This is a genomic window from Pseudomonas gozinkensis (assembly GCF_014863585.1).
Classification (GTDB): Bacteria; Pseudomonadota; Gammaproteobacteria; order Pseudomonadales; family Pseudomonadaceae; genus Aquipseudomonas; species Aquipseudomonas gozinkensis.
Window position 1 is genome coordinate 918,968 of the sequence record NZ_CP062253.1, and the last position, 18,600, is coordinate 937,567.

An 18,600-nucleotide genomic window follows, 5' to 3' on the forward strand; every position below is an offset into this window, starting at 1 on the left:
TCAGGTGCGTCTGGTACCTGAATTCGCAGTTGCTTTTACAGGGAACGTCATGTCGACTTTCAACCCTCATCACAATGCAGCACCCATCTTTGCCGCCTTCGAGCAGTGGAAGCAAAACTGCCTGCTCGACGGTCAGACGCTTTTTGCTGTTGGCCCGCGCTGGACCAGTGATCTGCTTGGTGAGCTGCATTTGCGTTTCATCGACAGCCCCGATGAGACCTCGGCGGTCTTCTTGGAGAAGCTTAAAGGGCAGTTGGCTGACGCGTCACCTGAGGCTATCCAACTGATGGCCGAGGTGCTCTGGGTGGTGATGTTGTTCCAAAGCAATGTAACGGCGACCAAGAAGCGCGAAAATATCAAGCAGGTATGGAGTTGGTCGGGGAGCGATTTTCCGCTCAGTAATACGCTGATGACAGACGAAACCCTTGAGGGGCTAGGCTCGGCAGGGCAGGGCTTTAATCGTTACCGGGCTGAAGAGCTGGCTTGGTTGATTCGAATGGTCGAGGCTTTTCATCAGTTACCGCGCACTCAGCAAGAGGAGTATCTGAAGGAACCTTGGCACTGTGCTGAATGGTTGGATGCTCAGCCATGGGGCGGCGGCCGGCAGATGCGGCATATTCTGCTTCATTTGTTGTTCCCGGGGACTTTCGAGCGGATTGCCAGCCCCAATGACAAAGCGACCATCATATCTGCCTTCAAGACTTTGGCACTTCCTGAGGTGAAGGCATGGCCAGCGATTAAGCTCGACAGGGAGTTGCTGGAAATTCGGCAGGCCGAGGAGACCGCAGCAGGTAGTGAAGTGGACTTTTATACAAGCCCTTGGGCAGATCGTTGGCGCCTGGTAAAGCCTGAAACTGAACAGCCGCCTTCGGGTAAGCCATTGCTGGTCGAGGAACCGCGAAATCTGATCTTTTATGGCCCTCCTGGTACCGGTAAGACTCATAGCCTGAAAGCGCGCCTATCCAAGTATGAAGACAGTTCGAGCACGCTGACGGAGACCGAGTGGCTCCTTTCTAACTTAGTGGATGTTGTCTGGTGGCAGGTGATTTTCATGGCCCTTCACGCCCTGGGGGGCAAAGCGAAAGTTAGTCAGCTGATGGGCCATCGCTATTTTGTCGCTAAGGCGAAGTCTCGCAGTAGCAACAGCAACCTGCGCGCAACTTGCTGGGAGGCATTGCAGAGCCATACAGTTCTCGACTCAGCGACTGTTCAACGCGATACGGCAGCCCGGAGGGCTCCTTATGTGTTCGATAAGGACGAGGAAGGGAGATGGTTTCTTGCGGGGGACTGGAAGGAGAGTTGCGCTGAGTGGATCGAGCATGCTGAGCTGATCAAGAAAGGCCCGAAGTCGTCCAATCAGCATTTGGTTAAGCGCTATGAGTTCGTCACTTTTCATCAGTCCTATAGCTACGAAGATTTCATTGAGGGTATACGTCCTGAACCGTCCGCCGACGGACAGGGTGTTATTTATGCAGTGAAGCCAGGCGTGTTCAAGCGGCTGTGTGAACGGGCCAGGCTGAATCCGCAGCATCGCTATGCCATCTTCATCGACGAGATCAACCGCGGCAATGTGGCGAAGATCCTGGGTGAGCTGATCACGCTAATTGAGGTGGACAAGCGCGCCCACTATGACATCGAAGGCCGACTGTTGGATGGCATGGAGCTGACCCTGCCTTACTCCGGGGAGCATTTCGGAGTACCACGCAACCTAGATATCTACGGCAGCATGAATACGGCGGACCGTTCGATTGCGCTACTGGATGCGGCCTTGCGTCGACGCTTCCAATTCCGTGAGCTGATGCCTGATTCGCTGGTGATTTCAGGGGCACAGGGGGATGGGTATATCCCGGATGGCGAGGGTGGTGTGCTGAACCTGCGCGCGTTGTTGGATACGCTGAACCGTCGTATCGCTTATTTGCTGCACCGTGATCAAACAATCGGTCATGCCTTCCTTACTCGAGTGAGCGATATGGACGGGTTGCGCAGTGTGCTGTGCCGCGAAGTCATTCCGCTACTGCAAGAAGTCTTCTACAACGACTGGCAGCGCATTCGGCTGATATTCGGGGATGTAAAGGCTCCGTTTGAAATGCAGATCGTCCGCGAATTCAGTGACTTGGCGAGCGATATCTTCGGCGAGCTGGAGGATGACCTTCCCGAGTCGCAGCGCTACGAGGTGTGTTCACCAGGTGAGATCAGTCCAGAGGCCATTCGAAAGATCTATGAGCTCCTGGCATGACGTTATTGCAGGTTCTCGAACACGAATGGCTACCCATTCGAGCCGGAGGCGGTCAGTCTCTGAGCTTGCAGCAAGCGGTATTGCTCGAACAGCTTGCTGCTTCCTTGCCAGCCAAGGCACTTGAGTGGCGGCGGACAGCGGTGAAATTCACCCAGTTTTGCGGGGTGATCCAGCTCGGTGAACTGATCATCGAGGTACTACCGAAGATCGCTCGCCACGAGCGTGACGCGCAGTTGTGTCGGCAGATTCTAGTACGCCTGCTGCAGCTAACCGGTTCGTTGTCGCCGCCTAGTATCGGAGAGGCTTCACTGGGCCAACAAAGACATGCTCTGTTGGATGTGTTCATTGAACACTTTCGCGGCATGATCGCTCAGCAGATGCAGCTCGGACTGATTCGTCGATATGTGCCGAGACAAGATGAACTCAGCACCGTACGCGGACGAATTGATTTGGTCAGGCAGGTGCGGCTGAATGCCTTCACACCGCAGCGAGTACATTGTCGTTTTGATGAGTTCGATATCGACACCCCATACAACCAGGTGCTACGCCATGTGCTAGGTCTGCTGTTGCGGCGCACCCAGCATCCCGACATCAAGCGTGGCATCAATGAGTTGTTGATACACCTTGCGGCGGTTTCGGATCGCAATTTCACGTCTGAGGCAGTTGAGGGGCTGGCATTCGATCGGCTCAATCAGCGTTGGCAGCCCGTATTCCAGCGTTGTGGGGACTTTCTACGTGCACTGCACCCTAATGTGACTGCCGGCGGTATGCCGGCGCTGGCTCTGCTCTTCGATATGAACCGTTTGTTTGAAGGCTATGTTACCTGGCGGATGCGCCGCACCTTCAAGGATCATCAGATCCAGGCTCAGGGGCCACGTCGCTATCTTGCGGTCAATGAGGTGGGGCATGAGGTGTTCCAATTACGCCCAGATATATCGGTGCTCCATGGAAAGCAGGTGGTCGCTATTGCAGATGCCAAGTGGAAAATCCTTAATCTCAAAGAACGCAAGCTGGGTATTTCATCAGCCGACCTTTATCAGCTGGTCAGCTACGCCCAGCGCTACCAATGTCAGCGGCTGGCGCTGATCTATCCAGCGATGGAAGGCGTCAGTCCCGGGGTGCGTGACAAGCTATCAATCCAGGACACTGATGTACAACTGGTGATCTGCAGCATTGATTTGGCTGGGGTACTTACTAGACGCGATGCTGTTTTCGAGTGCTTACATGGGTGGTTAGCAGAAGGCTAAAGTGACGCGGCTGGCGCTGCGGTTCAATGAAATTCTTTCAACGTGCTCACCTATAGGCATAAAGCTGGCGAGAGCATGATGGCTTGGTCTGCACAGGCACACCCAATCGCACAGCCACCTCCAAGACAGGAAGCTGCTTTTCGGTCACTTGGTTGACTGCTTGGATTTTGAATTCTTCGGGATAACGCGGGTTGCTCATGGCACCTCCTAATGGGTCTCATTTTAAGGCTTGGAGGTGTCTACGAAACTAGGGGCGATTCAAGCCTATTACTGACCAATTCAACAACGTCCTGCAGCTTTGAGTTTTATGAGCCGCCTCAGGCTTGGGCATAAACTTACGTTCTCACATCCGATCAGCCTTTGAATCCAGTCGAATTGGTTCTCTCGAACTTGCATTCTGGCATTTTTCAATGCCTGAAGCGTTGCCTGAGCTAGCGCTTCATCTCCGAGTGAAATCCGCACAGGTTCATAGGCGAGAATATCCACCGTCGTAATCAGGCGTAGATTTTCAAAGCGTTCAGAGGAGATCTTGGTTGCTTTTTTTTCATCGATGACAGCGGTGAAACCGTTGCAATGTGCAAGGGCGAGTGTCGCGGCTTCTCCGTCTCCGAGCGAGGCTGCTGTGGATCCGGATACCAACTCAAAGAAGTGCTCTAATGCAATGCCAGAAAGCTCTTCTCTCTTTAAAATTTGATTATGGATTAGCTCCAAAAGCTGTTTCGGCTCAGGCCGGCTGTTTACTGCTCCTAGCTCAATCTCCCGTATTACATTGTCGGTGACGACAATAGGAGTCGGAACTGCTTGCAGAATTGCGCTTGCATAACCGGTCGCCAGCAAGTTTATGATGACACTGGCGTCGAGAACGAGAATGCTATCTCGATCAGTGAGACAGCTTGAAAAGGTCATCAACCTCATCCTCTTCTGCCTCATCAAGCAACTCGCGTACTTTCGCCCTGTCGAGCTTAAGCAAATCCGACATTTGCCCTTCGCTGATTAGATCCTTCTTCCACGCATCGATAGCCAACAAAAAAAGCCTCGTGGATTGCGCGCCTTCCATAGGCGTGGAATCGTGAGCTTTCGGGCCTAGTACCTGCTGGGCTTGGTCGTCGGTTATACCGCCATTATCCATGAACCAATCCCAAGTACCCTTTTTCGTCAGGTCCAATTCTTCAAGCCTCATCACCATCGCCTGGCGTGAAACACCAAAGAAACTAGCGAGTAGGATGATGTGCCGACGAGTGAGGTGGGTTGATCCAATGGTCACTTCCTTGAACTTTTCCATAACAGTACGGGCAGGCGTTAGAAACGCGCTTCCGAAAGCGTTCGCGTAACGCTCTTCACGCGAGTTCTCATACTTTTCGGATTGATAGATCTCGGGCTGACGCCGCGTCGCTATAAAGTGCCCGAGCTCGTGGGCGCCAGTCTGAGTTTGACGATCCTTTCGATGTACTGCATTTATTAGCATACAGGCGCCAACGGCGTCGTCATAGGCAAACAGCCCAGACACTTTCGATTCAAGTCTCCGGCTATAGACACGAATTCCAAGTTGCATCTCTATGAGTGAAAACAGATCTTGAATCGGGCTCTCGCCGAGCCCTAGCCAGCTTCGGAGGCTATGGGCATCGTGCTCTGCTTGTTTGCGTACATCACCAGGTAAGATGCTTTTTTCAGTCGGATAATTCGAGGTTTTCCGAACGCCTAAAATGTTCTCAAGTTCTACTTCCGCCCTGACGAGATCATTCAACATCCGAGCAGCTTGGTCGATGCCTGCATCACCAGTGTCTGGGAGTGAGCGGAAGCGAGGAACAAGGTCCACATGGACCGCTTCTCGGCGTAGCAAAGAGTTAGCAGATACTCCATAACAGCGGCTAAGCATCTGGATCTCGTCAAGCTTTGCAGAGCGCTGTCCTTTTTCAATGGCCACAAGAGTGGTTCGAGCAAAGCCAACTGCTTTGGCCGCTGCGTCTTGGGTCATGGCCGCGGTTTCGCGCGCGACCTTCAGTCGTTCACCCAGTTCAGCTGGGTTCAGTTCAAAGTTTGGTTTGGTCATGATGCGCCATCTATCCACTTCCTCACGAACGACTCTGATCTCATATCGCTCGTGAACGCTGACCATTCCTTGGCATGTTGCTGCAAGAGCCTGTCAAGGTTCTGCGCCACGGCATGTGGCGACTCGGCCAGAGCTCGAGCCAGTTCGCTCGTTCTGCGGCGTTTGATCAGTTCGTACTGCGAAGATTCCCGAATCGAAGAAAGGTGTTCGAAATGAAGCACCCCTGCGATAGCGTATTGTCGCAAGGCTTTAGTAAAACTGGTGAATTCTTTTGCTGCGCCTGTTTCCCAGGTCGGGCTGTCTAGGGATTCCCATACATAGTTCGTTGGTGGCTCCTCTAATCCTGCAGCGTGAACGCTAAGGCGGCGAAGCATACACGCGGCGCATATGCCGCACTGTCTTCTTGCGCCTGAAACGGCTACCTGTCGGGATTGCTGCCAGCACGACCTGGTCGTTATCCAATTCGCGCTAGGGCCACAGGTTTCCACAAACTCGCGCAGGGTCTCGCCTTTCGTCATCCAAAGCCTGGGAAAGGTGTACTGGAATCGATAGCCAAGAAGTGCTTCGATAAAGCACTCCATCCGCTTGGTGAAGAGGGGATGATTTCGATAGTCCTCATACCCATGTGCAACAGGAAGGAGCACAGGTGCAAGTGCACCTTGTCCGCTTTCGGGGATGATGGCCATTGGAGCATCAATTAGATACCCCGCAATTGCGGATATGATGCTGAACTTGAATCCGCGGCTGCGCGCACTTCTCTCGGCGCTTCTTGCATCATCAAGCTTGACTGAATATGGGATGGCCGTGAATGGAATCCTTTGGCGTTCCTTCTTTGAAATGTCGTGTTGTTTGCTCCCTATTCGAAGACGAATCAGGCGTTTACCTAGGCGTTTGCTCTCAAGCTCAGAGACCGCACGGGAGTCCATTCCATCACTGAAAGCAATGACCGCCTCTGCATCGGAAGGAAAAGCTATTTGGCCTTGTGGCGGTCTCTGTGCGGTTTGCTTTCGAGATCGAAAGTTGAAATTCCAGTCGTCGCCGGTCAGGAGGTTCAGCGCGTTGACGAGCGCTCGATCTACCTCGTTACTCGACCACCGTTCAACGTCGTGTACTGGAACATGCACGATGAACCTCCTGCCCCAACTCATGGTGCTGCGGACAAGGATGCGATCACAGAACTCGACTGCAGCGGCTATGAGAAGTGCGTCATAAGTTACGGGTTCCCATTTGTCATGGGATGAGAAGGATGCGAGAGCCTCAAGGTCGAACTCGATGTTCTTCTCGATGTAACACGGGACCACACCGTTTCTTTTGCGGGCGCCAGGTTCAAGTATATCTACAGCTATTTCCTTAGGCGGCAAGGTGTTCATCACAACGATACCCCGTCATCAAGACCTTCCATCTTCCTAGGGGGGAGGATTCGAGTGGGCTCTGGGCCCACAAGATCCAGACCGAGTTGGGTGCTCGATAGAGTAGAAATGGCATTCTGGAGTCTATTACTCACGTGCTCTGCTCTTTGCTCATTCGAGTCGCGAAGGTAGTGTTCTTCGATCGACCGTATGTTTGCGTGGCAGCGGTCTTTGGCGGCGAGGCCTACCGCCTCATGGAATGCTTCAATTCCAAATTTGCCTTCATGGATAAGAGTGATGCTCCATTCCACAAGATTCGTTCCAAAAACGGAGGCTGCTGCTAGGGCTTTCGCATTTTCAAGTTGATCCAGCGCAAGTTCCGGCATTTCCAGAGAGTTATCACGGCCGGTAAAGACTGCTTTCAAGGCTTCCATCAGATGCCACGAGACCTCCATTTTGAAGTCGCTGGCAACTGCGTGCGTCGTTGCCTCTGCGATCTGGGAGGCATTGTAGGTGTCTTGGTCCGCACGCTTTGCCAGTTCTTTCCATGGCTTTCGCAGCTTCAAGCTTCTATGTGGCCCATCGCTCATTTCGTCCAGCCCCCAGTGAGTACCGGTTTTGACATTGTCAGATATTACATTTAAAAATCTGACAATGTCAAAGGCGCGATTGGGGAGGATAAAGAGTCATTCATGCTCGGGGCGTACGAATCTGTCGGTAGCCTTCAACACAAAACCAATCTGAGTCTCTGAGCCCTTCGTACAGAGCGGTTTTCCAAGAGTTAGCGTCGCGGGCGTGTCGGGACCGAAATTGGCCATCAAGATGCTGGCGAACCCCAGCGGGGCCCGAGCTGGCCCCGACATCCTCAAGCGAATACGAGATATCCGCCATTTCACTGGCTGCTTGTGCAGCGTAAAGCTCACCGAGGCCCATCACTCGAAAATGATGATGCACGCGTTTTGTGAGCACTTCACCCCATGTCCCCGCGGGACGTACGGAAAAGGAAATCGTTGGTGGCGAAGATGCCTGAACTTCGACAACGAGCCAGCGCTCATTGCCCAAGTTGTCATAGTAAGGGTGTAGGGTTTGATCCTCGGCTCTCGTGGCAACCCCCGCAAGCTTGCGTTTGTTGCAGTCTGAGCACGCAGGGACAAGGTTGGCCGGTGTCAAATTGAGCTTGGGGTGGCGAGTTTGAGGCAAGTAATGGTCAACCGTGGCGACGGTCCTCTGAGCACACAATGGACAGATGCCGAACTCAGGAGCCATTCTGATCTGCTCATAAAGTGATCTTGACGGTGACCCCTTCCGGGCAAAGTGCGACTTGTAGATTATTCCCATCAAGTCTGCATTGAGCTGTGGGGTTACTGTGTCGCTTCCGACGATTTCAAACAGTTGGCCGGCTGAACCAAGCTCTCGATACTCGACCTCCGAGGCTTGAATAACAGGTAATGCATCCCTGAGCGCTTGAGCTCTCTCGGGGATGGAGATGCCAGCGGCACAGGTCTCTACCGTCAAAGTGGCGTTGAACGCAGGTGGATCTAGACGTTTCACGGCACGTCCCTATGAATGGTAAGGCTTCGCGCAAGCGCTCGTGCTTCGGCTCCTAACTGCCCTCTAAAGTGGCTTTCGACTGCTTCAAACGTTTGTCCAGGTCTGCGAGCAACCTCCGCGATAAGCTGATGGAAGCCTGAGTCCGTTACCTCTAAACCGAACACTTCTCGAGTCAAGACACCAACGCTTTCCCCAAAGGTCTCTATGGATGGGCGTTCAACGGCTGAATGAGTGCGGGTTCGCCTTAGCATCCAAACGCAGCTACGCGGGACTTCTTGCAGTACCACTGGAGAGTGAGTCGAGATCAGGGCGACCCCATTCCGAGCGACGAGGAGATCGGCCACTGCTCGAATAAACGCGGATAACAAAGGAGGGTGTAGGTGCCCTTCGGGTTCATCCAACACCACCAGCGTGCCTTCATCAACGAGCTCGACGAGTCGAGTGGTTGTAAGTAAAACTATTGCGTGCCCCGAACTTAGGAGCCTAAAAAAGCGGCTAGCACGCTCTCGCCAATCGTCACTAGGTTCGATGAGTTGTTCAACTGTATTTTCGGCAAAGAGCGGGTCGGTGGCTAGGCTTGCCACGGCGCGAAGCCAGCGTGCTCGCCGAGGTTCACTTTGGCATCTTTCTAGGCTCAGGACGAAGTCGTTTGCTAATTCCTGAGTGCTTTTGAGATGTTCAACAATTTGCCCATCCACTTCTCTTTGCGATCTTAAGCCGACGAATACAGCGGTGGTCCGCATAGTGGCTGGCGGCGGTAATTCGAAGCTATCGAAAGCGCTGAACGATACGGAGACCAGCCCGGAGAATGTCCAGTCGTCGTGATTTGCTCCCAGCCGACGTAACTCTCCTCGTGGTGCGGATTCGCTATCTCGCTCTAACAGAGTATTTATGATGCCTTGAACGCAACGGGTTTTACCTACCCCGTTTCTACCCACCAGCACGTGCAGATTCGTTGGAGGCTCGGCGTTAGGAATTACCTGGAATTGCATAGTTGGTGGAGGCGGAGCTAGAACACCGCCATCAATAGGTGGAGGTGGTGGGGGAAGCGTGTATTCGAACTCAAATCGAGTCAGGACCGCGTTTCCGTGCGCAAGACGGTTCAGGCGATTGCGCACATTCGGCTCTGTCAGCGACCGGAGCAAGGACTCGCCCATCACCTCTTCGTGGTGGTGCCTATTAAAGATTTGGAGGTCAAAGGCGCAATCACATAGCCCTTGGAGAATAACTGAGCCGAATCCTTGGGGGAGCGATGCAAGGGTTGCGTAGTAGTCCTCGTCTTGGCCAAGTGAGAAGAACTGCGCTGGATCAAGGGCGACAAAATTTTCCGGGAGATCCGGAGTTCGTGTCCCTGGCGGAGGGTCCGACCCCCTCGGCGCAGGGAGAAGGCCAGCTTGACCAATTTTTACGGATCCGGGCATATGCCGAACACCGGTGGCGTCAAAAACGATGATCCTAAACGTCGTGCGGAATTTGAACCAGTCATCCCAATAATCCACCAGAAGAAATACTTGGGAGTTCGCTTGAGGTGGGATCCGCTGCGCTGAATCAATGACCGTAAACATCTTTACCCAACCTTATGTCCATGGTTTGAGCCTGACAATCAAATGAGTCGTTTTTCCAACCGTATTCTTGGCGCGGCTAAGTAGCCCTTCGAATTGCTGTGATTAGTTGGGAGTCATGCGAGTCAAACATCAGATGAGCCTGTGCTTTTGCACGTGTCACGCCAACGTAGATCAAACTCGCGGCGTCCGCCAGTTGCTTACCGGTCCTATTTCAGGAGCTTGGAAATACGCCGTTCTCCAAGCCCATCATGAAAGCAGCCTGAAACCCCACCCCCTTCGAGCTGTGGAGCATCATTAGGTTGATCTGGTCGGGATTTTTAGCCTAATTGTCGAAGATATCTGCCTTGAAATCTTGCAGCGTATTCCCTTGGGTTACTGCGTCGAAGATTCGCGAGAGTATCGATCTCGTCTGCCAAGCCCAGCTCGCTGGTGGTGAGATCCTGCGCCAGTTATCGCACTGATACCGCTTTTAACCTCGTAGCTCCCTGGGTGGCCGACATAGACAAACTACCCATGCCTGCTCGGTGAATATGCTCACTCCACCAGTTCATCATTGGTCTTCTGCGTTCAATGTAATCCGCACGATTGTAGGCGCTACGCACCTCATCTTTGTCCACGTGCGCAAGTGCGACCTCGATCAGCTCCGGGTCCCATCCCTGTTCGTTCAGGATGGTACTGGCCATGGAGCGCATGCCATGGCTCACCAATCGACCTTCAAAACCCATACGCTTCAAGGCCATATTTGCCGTCTGACTATTGCAGTGAGTTCGTGGGTCTCTGTCGGCTGGGAACACGTACTCTCTGTGTCCGCTGTAAGGCTTGATCGTCTCTATCAGAGCAAGTGCGTGTTCGGTCAGCGGTATGACGTGAGCGCGTCGCTTCTTCATACGTTCCGCCGGGATCGTCCAGATTTTCTTATCGAGGTCGATGTCAGCCCAGGACGTCGTGGCGGCTTCCGCAGGGCGGGTCATGGTGTGGAGTTGCCATTCGATCAGGCAGCGGGTTGTTCTCTTTATGCTCGCATTGGCGATGGCGACCATTAACTCGGGCAGCTCTTCGGGGCGGAGGGCTGCCATGTTCTGCTTTTTCGGCTTCTTGAAAACGGCCCGAATACCACTGAGCGGGTTGGCGAAGATCATTCCCGAGTTCACGCCGTAGGTCATGATCTCGTTAAGTCGTTGGGTCAGTCGCTTCACTGTCTCCAGGCTACCTTTGGCTTCCAAAGGGCGCAGCAGTTCGATGACCCTCGGGGCATTGATCTGCGAGATAGGTGTTGTTCCCAGTGATGGAAAGACATGCAGTGTGAGCGAGCGCCAGATGTCTTCGGCATAAGCTTGAGTCACAGAATCCTTTTTCAGTTCAAACCAAGCAGACGCCACGTTCTCGAATGTGTGCTCGGTTGCCTGCCTTTTTGTTTGCTCCAATTCACTACGTTGTTCTTTCGGGTCGATACCCTGGGCGAGAAGTTCTCTCGCTTCGACCGTCTTCTTCCTGGCTTGAGCGAGTGAGAGTTCTGGGTAGGTACCGAGGCCCATATTGATGCGGTTTTTGGTGATCGGCTGGCGGTAGTTGAAGTTCCATAGCGTAGAGCCATTGACCCTCACGCGCAGCTGTAAGCCGTCTCCATCGCTGAGGACGTAGTCCTTGTCTTTCGGCTTTACCGCTTTGAGCTGGCGATCAGAGAGGCGGGTGGCTTGGGCGCACATGAGGTGTTCCATGACATCAATTGGTATTCCAAAAATTACCACTGAAGGGCTTGGAATACCACTTGGAATACCCGATGTCGTAGATTGCGCCGGACGTCTATGGACGCCAGTAGACCCTAAAGCCTTGATTTTGCTGGATTTCAGGCACAAAAAAAGACGTCCGTGGACGTCTTTAGATGATGAAGTGGTGGAGCCGGGGGGATTTGAACCCCCGTCCGCCAGTACTCCGCTGTCGGTACTACATGCGTAGCCGTGTCTATTAAGTTAACCCTCAGCGACCCGACGGGCAGGGTGCTTTGGGCGAGTTGTGTAAGTTTTAGCCGCTTCGTCCACAACGTACTGCACGGCGATTCTGTTCTATATGACAATCATTTTGGGTTTACAGACATCCCCTGATGATTGCTGGACCCGAAGGTACCAGGAGTGCATGTCAGCTGCAATTAAGCAGCGAGAGCAGCACCGTATTGGTCGTCATTGGCAACTATAAGAAGTTGCAACAGTGGATTTACGACTTCTGTTACCAAGTCGGCATGCACCTAGAGTTTCGCAACCGGCGTCGAATCCTAAACGGCCCCGAGCCTGGTGCTCTGTGTATCTTGTGAGCAACAAGCCTGCGCAGTGTACGCCAAACGGCTCACAAGGCCAACCCGAAGGTTGGCCTGAGCTTCGATCAGTTGTTGGTTCCGCTGGTTTTGCGGATTTCCAGAATGGTTTGCTGGGTTTCAGCCACGCATTCGTCGATCTTGCCCTGGGCCTTGAGTGCCTGGGCCTTCTGCACACTGGCTTCTACCCGTTGATTCAGGTCGGGTGAGGCCATTGCCTGCGCCTTGGCGTTGTTGATGGTTTGCAGATTGGCATCGCACAGATCGGCGGGCTTGTCGGCGGCGAATGAAGCAGACGCCATCATCGAGGCAGTAACGAACAGACCTAACAGTACAGAACGTTTCATATGAATCTCCTTGAACTGAGGGATCCAGACTTCGCTGGCCGTCAGGACGGGCAACCGAATGGAGGACAAGCCCCGATTGTTCGGGGCCTGTTCTGTGGACTGCGGTCGCTCGCAAGGGTTCTATTTTTCTTCAGAGGGCGGTTGCGGGGGCTTTGGCCCGGGTCACCCGGTCCACCAGATACACCAGACCGTGGTAGTCGATTCCACCGTGCTGCGTCAGACCGATCTCACAGGTGCGGCTGGTGGAAATCCCCTCGCTGCACTGTTGCACCGCATCCTTGAGTGTTCGCAGTGAGTGGCTGTTGAGCTCCGGCGTGGTGAAACCCTTGTCGCCGGCGAAGCCGCAGCAGTGAATGCCTTCCGGGATCACCACCGTCTTGCTGCATTTGCGCGCCAGGTCGATCAGCGCCTGGCTTTCCCCAAGGTGCTGAGTACTGCAGGTCACGTGAACGGCAATCGGTGCTTCCTGCGGCGTGAACTCCAGACGATCCATCAGATGCGTACGGATGAATCGCACAGGGTCATATAGATCCAGGCGAACATTTCCCACATCCTGCACCAGCCGCAACGTGCAGGGGCTGGTGTCGCAATAGATCGGATCGAGCCCGCCGCGACTGGCCTGGAGCAATGCGCCGATCAGTTCCTGACGCTTGTGTTCAGCCTGCTCTGCATAGCCTTTGGACGCGAAAGGCTGGCCGCAGCAGAGGTTGTCCAGATTGTCCGGAAACACCACCTGATAACCGGCCTTTTCCAGCAGGCCACGGGTTTTGTCGTACAGCGACATCTGCTCCTTGTCGCCCGCCGCCGGCCCCATCACTCGCGAGACGCACGCTGCCAAGTACACCACGCGCGGACGTTCGTCCGACACCGCCGGACTGAAGCGAATGGCCTTTTCCGGCTGCGGCATGGCGTTGGTCCACAGCGGCACCTGACCCTTGGACAGCCGCGTCAGTGTCGCTGAAAGCTTTGCCAGGCGCGGTGCCCCCAACAACATCCGCGCACCGTTGGCCACGTGCAGGGTAAAACGCGCACCTTGCAGGGTGGTGGCGAAATTTCCTTCGATCAAGTTGGCGGTTTTCGTATGCGTGGCGTGACGGCCGCGAAGCTTTTTCACCAGCTCGCCGGTGTTGATGCCTACAGGGCAGCGTTGCGCACATAAACCGGTCGCAGCGCAGGTATCGATGCCTTGGTACTCGTAGGCTTTTTCCAGTTCGGTGGTGTCGATTCCGGCGCGCTTTCGCGCCTGAATATCGCGCCAGATCACGATGCGCTGGCGCGGGCTCAGGGTCAGGCCTTTCGAGGGGCAGACCGGCTCGCAAAAACCGCACTCGATGCATTTATCCACAATCTCGTCGGCCGCCGGCAGCGGTTTCAGGTGCTTGAGGTGGATCTGTGGATCTTCGCTGAGCACCACGTCCGGGTTGAGAATGCCGTTGGGATCGAGCAAGCGTTTGAGCTGCCACATCAACTGATAGGCGTCGCTGCCCCATTCCAGCTCGACGAAGGGCGCCATGTTGCGTCCGGTGCCGTGTTCGGCCTTCAGCGAACCGCCGAACTCCACGGCCACCAGTTGCGCCACGTCGTCCATGAACGCCTGATAGCGTGCGACTTCTTCCGCACTGTTGAAGCCTTGGGTGAACACGAAGTGCAGATTGCCTTCCAGTGCGTGTCCGAAAAGGATCGCTTCGTCGTAGTGATGTTTGTCGAACAGCTCGATCAGACGGTTCACGCCGATCGCCAGTTGCTCCACCGGGAAGGTCACGTCTTCGATGATCACCGTGGTGCCGGTCTTGCGCACGGCGCCGACCGCGGGGAAGGTGTCTTTGCGGATCGCCCAGAGGCGGGCGTTTTCGACCGGGTCTTCGGTGAAGTCGACCTGCTTTTCCACCGGGAAGCCATTGAGCGACGCCATGATCTGCGCCAGTTGTTCCTGCAGCAAAGTGGAAGAGGCGGCGCGGGATTCGATCAGCAACGCACAGGCATTGTTCGACAGTTGCTGTACGAAATCCGGCATACCGGGTTTGTCCTGCACCGAGCGCAGACTGCGGCGGTCGAGCAGTTCCACGGCCGACACCGGTTGGCTTTTCAGAACGGTGACGGCGTTGCAGCAGGTCTCGACGTCAGGGAATACGATCAGCGCTGACGCCTTGTTCGGGTGGTCGATCACCGTGTCGTAGGTCACCGCGCTGATGAAGCCGAGGGTGCCTTCGGAACCGACCAGCAAGTGGCTCAAGATATCCACAGGTTCATCGAAATCCACCAGGGCGTTGAGCGACAGGCCGGTGGTATTTTTCAGACGGTATTTGTGGCGAATTCGTGCAGCGAGTTCGGCATTGGCGCGGGTCTCGCGGCCCAAGGTCGACAGGCGTTCCAGCAATTCACCGTGGCTGACTCGAAACGCCGCGACGCTGGCAGCATCTTCGGTATCCAGACGTGTGCCGTCGGCCAGCACCAGACGAATCCCGGCCAGCGTGTGATAGGTGTTTTGCGCGGTGCCGCAGCACATGCCGCTGGCGTTGTTGGCGACGATGCCGCCGATCTTGCAGGCGTTGATGGATGCCGGATCCGGACCGATCTTGCGCCCGAATGGCGCGAGCCATGCATTGGCCTGGGCGCCGATCACGCCCGGTTGCAGGCGGATTTGTGTGCCTTGCCCTCGGATCTCCCGGGCGTTCCAGTTATCCCCAAGCACGATCAGCACCGAATCGCTGATCGCCTGGCCGGACAGGCTGGTGCCGGCGGCGCGGAAGGTCACCGGAACCTGATCGCGCTGGGCCAGTTTCAGCAGCGCCACCACTTCATCTTCGGATTCGACGCGGATCACCAGTTGCGGAATCAACCGGTAGAAGCTGGCATCGGTGCCGAAGGCCAGGGTCGACAGCGGATCGTCGAAACGCCGTTCGGCAGGAATCAGTTGTTGCGCATCGCGCAGGAAAGTCGCCGGTAAGGTCATTGGTCCTCCAGGATCAATACCACCAGGTCTTTCGGGCCGTGGGCGCCGTAGGCCAGGACTTGTTCGATGTCGGCGGTCTTCGACGGGCCGGACACCAGCAGCGCGTTGGTCGGCATGCCTTGCGCCCACTCGAATTCCTGCTGCACCTGATAGAAGTTATCGCGGATCTGGCTGGCCTTGAGCAGGGCGAAATGCACCGGCGGCACCAGGCTCATCAGCCGTGGTTCTTCGCGGGTCGGCCAGAGAATCAGGCTGCCGGTAGCAGCGATGGCACCGAGGGTGCCGGTCAGGCTGGCCGGGGTGTCGTTGAACAGCTCGGCTTTCCACTCTTCCATCGGGCGGTCGTAGGATTTTAGTGCCGGCAGATCAGGATTGTTCGCCCAGTGTTGTGTGATGCGCTGCCCGTGAGGCGTAGTCGGTGCAATCAGCAAGCTCGGCAACTGACGGTCGCGCAGTAATTGCGCCAGCAGCCCCGGCCATGCATCAGCGGACGTCAGATGGATTTCGGTGTGCACCGCTTCCATCAGTTTGCGCAGTTGCGGAATCCGTTGTTCGGCGCTGTAGGTGTAAGGCTGGGTCACCAGATCGACGTCAAAGTTGTCGGCAATCGGTGTGGTGCCGGTCAGGCTTTTCCTTAACTTGCCGAGGATGTTTTGCTTGGCGCTCATCAACGGTCTCCTTGTTTGGCCAGGTGTTCGCGAGCCATGTCATGCAATGAGCGGGCGGCGGGTTTGGGCGCGCTGTGATTCTGCGTCCACGGGCCGACGTTGTTCGGCGCCAGGGCGCGCAGGCGTGTGGCGAAAAACGCAAACAGTCGATACAAAGTCGGCGAGCTGTTGAGCTTCGCCCAGGCGTTCCAGATGAAGCGTTCCTTGCGCGAATATTTGCTGCCCTGGCCGCGCATCACTTGATGTGGCGAGTCCGGAGCTTTGACGTTCTCTTCGCGTAGGCGGCGCAGCAGTGCGGGAATAGGAATTTTTACCGGGCACACTTCACCGCAGGCGCCGCACAAAGAAGACGCACTCGGGTGATCCGGGACTTTCGCCAAGCCAACCATGTGCGGGGTGATGATTTTGCCGATCGGGCCGGGGTAAACCTCGCCGTAGGTATGGCCGCCGACGCGGGTGTAGACCGGGCAATGATTCATGCAGGCGCCGCAGCGGATGCAGTTCAACGTCTGGCGCAGTTCGCTGTCGGCGAAGGCCTGGCTGCGACCGTTGTCGAGCAGCACCAGATGCACTTCCTGCGGGCCGTCGAGCTCATGTTCCTTGCGCGGGCCGGAGATCATGTTGACGTAGGTGGTGATCGGAATGCCCAGCGCCGAGCGGGTCAGCAATGACAGCAGCGGCACCACGTCACGCAGGTTTTCCACGACTTTTTCGATGCCGGTGACGGCGATGTGCACCGGTGGCACGGTGGTGGTCATGCGGCCGTTGCCTTCGTTTTCCACCAGCAGCAGGGTGCCGGTTTCGGCCACGGCGAAGTTGACACCGGAGACGCCGATGTCCGCTTCGAAGAATTTCTGCCGCAGGACCCTGCGACCGATCTGAATGAGTTGGTCAACGTCCTTGGTGTATTCCACGCCAAGTTTGTCGTGGAACAAGGACGCGACCTGACCGGCATTCTTGTGGATTGCCGGCATGATTATGTGTGAAGGCTTCTCGTGGTCGAGCTGGACGATGTACTCCCCCATGTCGGACTCCAGACATTCAATGTCCCGAGCCTCGAGGAAATGGTTCATCTCCATCTCTTCGCTGACCATCGATTTGCCCTTGATCACTTGCCGCGCCTCGTGAGCGCGGATGATCGAAAGGACGATGCCATTGGCCTCGTCCACCGTTTCCGCCCAGTGTACTGTCACACCGTTGCGGGTCAGGTTCTGTTCCAGTTGCTCGAGCAGGTCGGGCAACTTGGAGAGCGCGCGGGCACGGATTGCATTGCCCAGTTCACGCAGGTGTTCTCTTTCGTGGGCATCGCTGAAAGCCGCTGCCCGCTTGGTCATCAGTGAATCCATCGCGGTGCGGAAGTTGTTCCGTAACTGCGAGTCGCCCAGGGCGTTGTGTGCCCGGGTGCGGAAATCTTCTTCTACGGCAACCGTAGGAATAATCGTGGAAGTGCTCATCGCGCACCTCCGGTTCGTTGCCAGAGGAAGCTCGCCAGGTGTTGCCCGCGCAGCGCTTCCTTCTGTTTTTCCAGCGAGCCGTTGATGTTCATCAAGCAGCCGCAGTCGGCACTGAGTACCTGATGCGCGCCGGATTCCTTCAATGCCCGGGTCTTGTCAGCCACCATCGCGCCGGAAATGTCTGGCATACGGACGCTGAATGTCCCACCGAAGCCACAGCATTCGCTTTCATGGTCGTGATTGACCCGTTCCACGTTGCTCAACTGCGCCAACAACTCGCGGCCGTGCAGGTGGGTGTTCATTTCCCGTCGCGCCGAACACGAGGTGTGCAGCGCCACTTTTACCGGCTCGCCGCTGTCCTTGAGCTGCACCTTGCAGACGAACAGCAGAAACTCGGCCAATTCATAGGTGCGGGCCGCAAGGGCCTGTACCTGTTTCAACGTCTCCGGCTCGTCCTTGAACAAGTCGGCGTAATGCTCGCGGATCATCCCGGCGCACGAACCCGACGGCACCACCACCGGATAATCCCCGGCAAACAGCGCCAGTTGCGAGCGCGCCACCGTCCGTGCCTGCTCGGTGTAACCCGAGGTGTAGGCCGGTTGTCCGCAGCAGCTCTGCCCTTGCGGGTAGTCGACCCGGATGCCTTCGCGTTCCAGCAAGTGGATCGCGTCCATCCCGGCTTCCGGGTAGAACAGGTCGACCACGCAGGTGCCGAACAGGTAGACCCGCGACGGTTTCTCGCTGGGGTATTGCCGGGGTTCGGGCAGTGGCGGTGCGACGCGAGTGGCGTTGGGCACAGCGTTGTAAAAAAGCTCGCTCATCAGGCGTGTCTCCGGGTGGGCCCGGTTATCCGTCTGTTGAGGCTGCCGAAT

At 55.8% G+C, this 18,600-nt stretch carries 15 protein-coding genes, 1 other RNA gene and 1 pseudogene; 2 read left to right on the forward strand and 15 right to left on the reverse strand.

Annotation, left to right across the window (positions count from 1 at the left end; translation table 11 throughout):
* Positions 1-49: 49 nt before the first annotated feature.
* Both IHQ43_RS03960 and IHQ43_RS03965 read left to right on the forward strand, forming a co-directional pair.
* Entirely contained in the window at positions 50-2,236 is a 2,187-nt protein-coding gene (locus IHQ43_RS03960) for an McrB family protein (RefSeq protein WP_192563453.1), read from the forward strand.
* A complete protein-coding gene (locus tag IHQ43_RS03965; protein ID WP_192563454.1) occupies positions 2,233-3,483 on the forward strand; it encodes an McrC family protein in 1,251 nt (416 codons plus the stop codon). The genes IHQ43_RS03960 and IHQ43_RS03965 overlap by 4 nt, the downstream gene beginning before the upstream one ends.
* 85 nt (positions 3,484-3,568) lie before the next feature.
* On the opposite strand, the pseudogene IHQ43_RS03970 reads toward IHQ43_RS03965, so the two are convergent.
* From IHQ43_RS03970 to IHQ43_RS04040, 15 genes and pseudogenes are all read right to left on the reverse strand, one after another.
* Positions 3,569-3,682: pseudogene (locus IHQ43_RS03970) on the reverse strand (transposase); the annotation flags it as partial.
* 80 nt (positions 3,683-3,762) lie between these two features.
* A complete protein-coding gene (locus tag IHQ43_RS03975; RefSeq protein ID WP_192563455.1) occupies positions 3,763-4,389 on the reverse strand; it encodes a PIN domain-containing protein in 627 nt (208 codons plus the stop codon).
* The gene (locus IHQ43_RS03980) at positions 4,364-5,533 is read right to left on the reverse strand and encodes an XRE family transcriptional regulator (protein WP_192563456.1); all 1,170 of its coding nucleotides are present in this window, start codon (positions 5,531-5,533) and stop codon (positions 4,364-4,366) included. The genes IHQ43_RS03975 and IHQ43_RS03980 overlap by 26 nt, the downstream gene beginning before the upstream one ends.
* Positions 5,530-6,903, reverse strand: a complete 1,374-nt coding sequence (locus tag IHQ43_RS03985; RefSeq protein WP_192563457.1) for an adenine nucleotide alpha hydrolase family protein — start codon at positions 6,901-6,903, stop codon at positions 5,530-5,532. The genes IHQ43_RS03980 and IHQ43_RS03985 overlap by 4 nt, the downstream gene beginning before the upstream one ends.
* Positions 6,903-7,448: a hypothetical protein gene (locus IHQ43_RS03990; protein ID WP_208492432.1), complete on the reverse strand. Its 546-nt coding sequence runs from the start codon at positions 7,446-7,448 to the stop codon at positions 6,903-6,905. Before IHQ43_RS03990 ends, IHQ43_RS03985 begins: the two co-directional genes overlap by 1 nt.
* Before the next feature lie 124 nt (positions 7,449-7,572).
* Positions 7,573-8,433, reverse strand: a complete 861-nt coding sequence (locus IHQ43_RS03995; protein ID WP_192563459.1) for an HNH endonuclease — start codon at positions 8,431-8,433, stop codon at positions 7,573-7,575.
* The gene (locus tag IHQ43_RS29775; protein WP_192563460.1) at positions 8,430-9,998 is read right to left on the reverse strand and encodes an AAA family ATPase; all 1,569 of its coding nucleotides are present in this window, start codon (positions 9,996-9,998) and stop codon (positions 8,430-8,432) included. Before IHQ43_RS29775 ends, IHQ43_RS03995 begins: the two co-directional genes overlap by 4 nt.
* Before the next feature lie 211 nt (positions 9,999-10,209).
* Complete coding sequence (locus tag IHQ43_RS29780; protein ID WP_425220300.1) at positions 10,210-10,302, reverse strand: hypothetical protein; 93 nt, start codon at positions 10,300-10,302, stop codon at positions 10,210-10,212.
* Between the two features lie 145 nt (positions 10,303-10,447).
* Entirely contained in the window at positions 10,448-11,704 is a 1,257-nt protein-coding gene (locus IHQ43_RS04010; RefSeq protein WP_192563461.1) for an integrase domain-containing protein, read from the reverse strand.
* A gap of 185 nt (positions 11,705-11,889) precedes the next feature.
* Positions 11,890-12,279: a transfer-messenger RNA gene (ssrA, locus tag IHQ43_RS04015) on the reverse strand.
* A gap of 95 nt (positions 12,280-12,374) precedes the next feature.
* Positions 12,375-12,653 (reverse strand): hypothetical protein, encoded by a 279-nt coding sequence (locus IHQ43_RS04020; protein ID WP_007953788.1) that lies wholly within the window; start codon positions 12,651-12,653, stop codon positions 12,375-12,377.
* 130 nt (positions 12,654-12,783) lie between these two features.
* Positions 12,784-15,606: an FAD-binding and (Fe-S)-binding domain-containing protein gene (locus IHQ43_RS04025; RefSeq protein ID WP_192563462.1), complete on the reverse strand. Its 2,823-nt coding sequence runs from the start codon at positions 15,604-15,606 to the stop codon at positions 12,784-12,786.
* The gene (locus IHQ43_RS04030) at positions 15,603-16,274 is read right to left on the reverse strand and encodes a LutC/YkgG family protein (protein ID WP_192563463.1); all 672 of its coding nucleotides are present in this window, start codon (positions 16,272-16,274) and stop codon (positions 15,603-15,605) included. Before IHQ43_RS04030 ends, IHQ43_RS04025 begins: the two co-directional genes overlap by 4 nt.
* Positions 16,274-17,728, reverse strand: a complete 1,455-nt coding sequence (locus IHQ43_RS04035; RefSeq protein WP_085711865.1) for a LutB/LldF family L-lactate oxidation iron-sulfur protein — start codon at positions 17,726-17,728, stop codon at positions 16,274-16,276. Before IHQ43_RS04035 ends, IHQ43_RS04030 begins: the two co-directional genes overlap by 1 nt.
* Entirely contained in the window at positions 17,725-18,549 is an 825-nt protein-coding gene (locus tag IHQ43_RS04040; protein ID WP_115076499.1) for a (Fe-S)-binding protein, read from the reverse strand. The genes IHQ43_RS04035 and IHQ43_RS04040 overlap by 4 nt, the downstream gene beginning before the upstream one ends.
* Positions 18,550-18,600 lie beyond the last annotated feature (51 nt).

Coding starts and splice junctions, on each gene's coding strand:
- IHQ43_RS04020 (WP_007953788.1), bottom strand. CDS start 12,653: ATGAAACGTTCTGTACTGTTAGGTCTGTTCGTTACTGCCTCGATGATG.
- IHQ43_RS04030 (WP_192563463.1), bottom strand. CDS start 16,274: ATGAGCGCCAAGCAAAACATCCTCGGCAAGTTAAGGAAAAGCCTGACC.
- IHQ43_RS04025 (WP_192563462.1), bottom strand. CDS start 15,606: ATGACCTTACCGGCGACTTTCCTGCGCGATGCGCAACAACTGATTCCT.
- IHQ43_RS03960 (WP_192563453.1), top strand. CDS start 50: ATGTCGACTTTCAACCCTCATCACAATGCAGCACCCATCTTTGCCGCC.
- IHQ43_RS03980 (WP_192563456.1), bottom strand. CDS start 5,533: ATGACCAAACCAAACTTTGAACTGAACCCAGCTGAACTGGGTGAACGA.
- IHQ43_RS04010 (WP_192563461.1), bottom strand. CDS start 11,704: ATGTGCGCCCAAGCCACCCGCCTCTCTGATCGCCAGCTCAAAGCGGTA.
- IHQ43_RS29775 (WP_192563460.1), bottom strand. CDS start 9,998: ATGTTTACGGTCATTGATTCAGCGCAGCGGATCCCACCTCAAGCGAAC.
- IHQ43_RS04040 (WP_115076499.1), bottom strand. CDS start 18,549: ATGAGCGAGCTTTTTTACAACGCTGTGCCCAACGCCACTCGCGTCGCA.
- IHQ43_RS04035 (WP_085711865.1), bottom strand. CDS start 17,728: ATGAGCACTTCCACGATTATTCCTACGGTTGCCGTAGAAGAAGATTTC.
- IHQ43_RS03965 (WP_192563454.1), top strand. CDS start 2,233: ATGACGTTATTGCAGGTTCTCGAACACGAATGGCTACCCATTCGAGCC.
- IHQ43_RS03985 (WP_192563457.1), bottom strand. CDS start 6,903: ATGAACACCTTGCCGCCTAAGGAAATAGCTGTAGATATACTTGAACCT.
- IHQ43_RS03975 (WP_192563455.1), bottom strand. CDS start 4,389: ATGACCTTTTCAAGCTGTCTCACTGATCGAGATAGCATTCTCGTTCTC.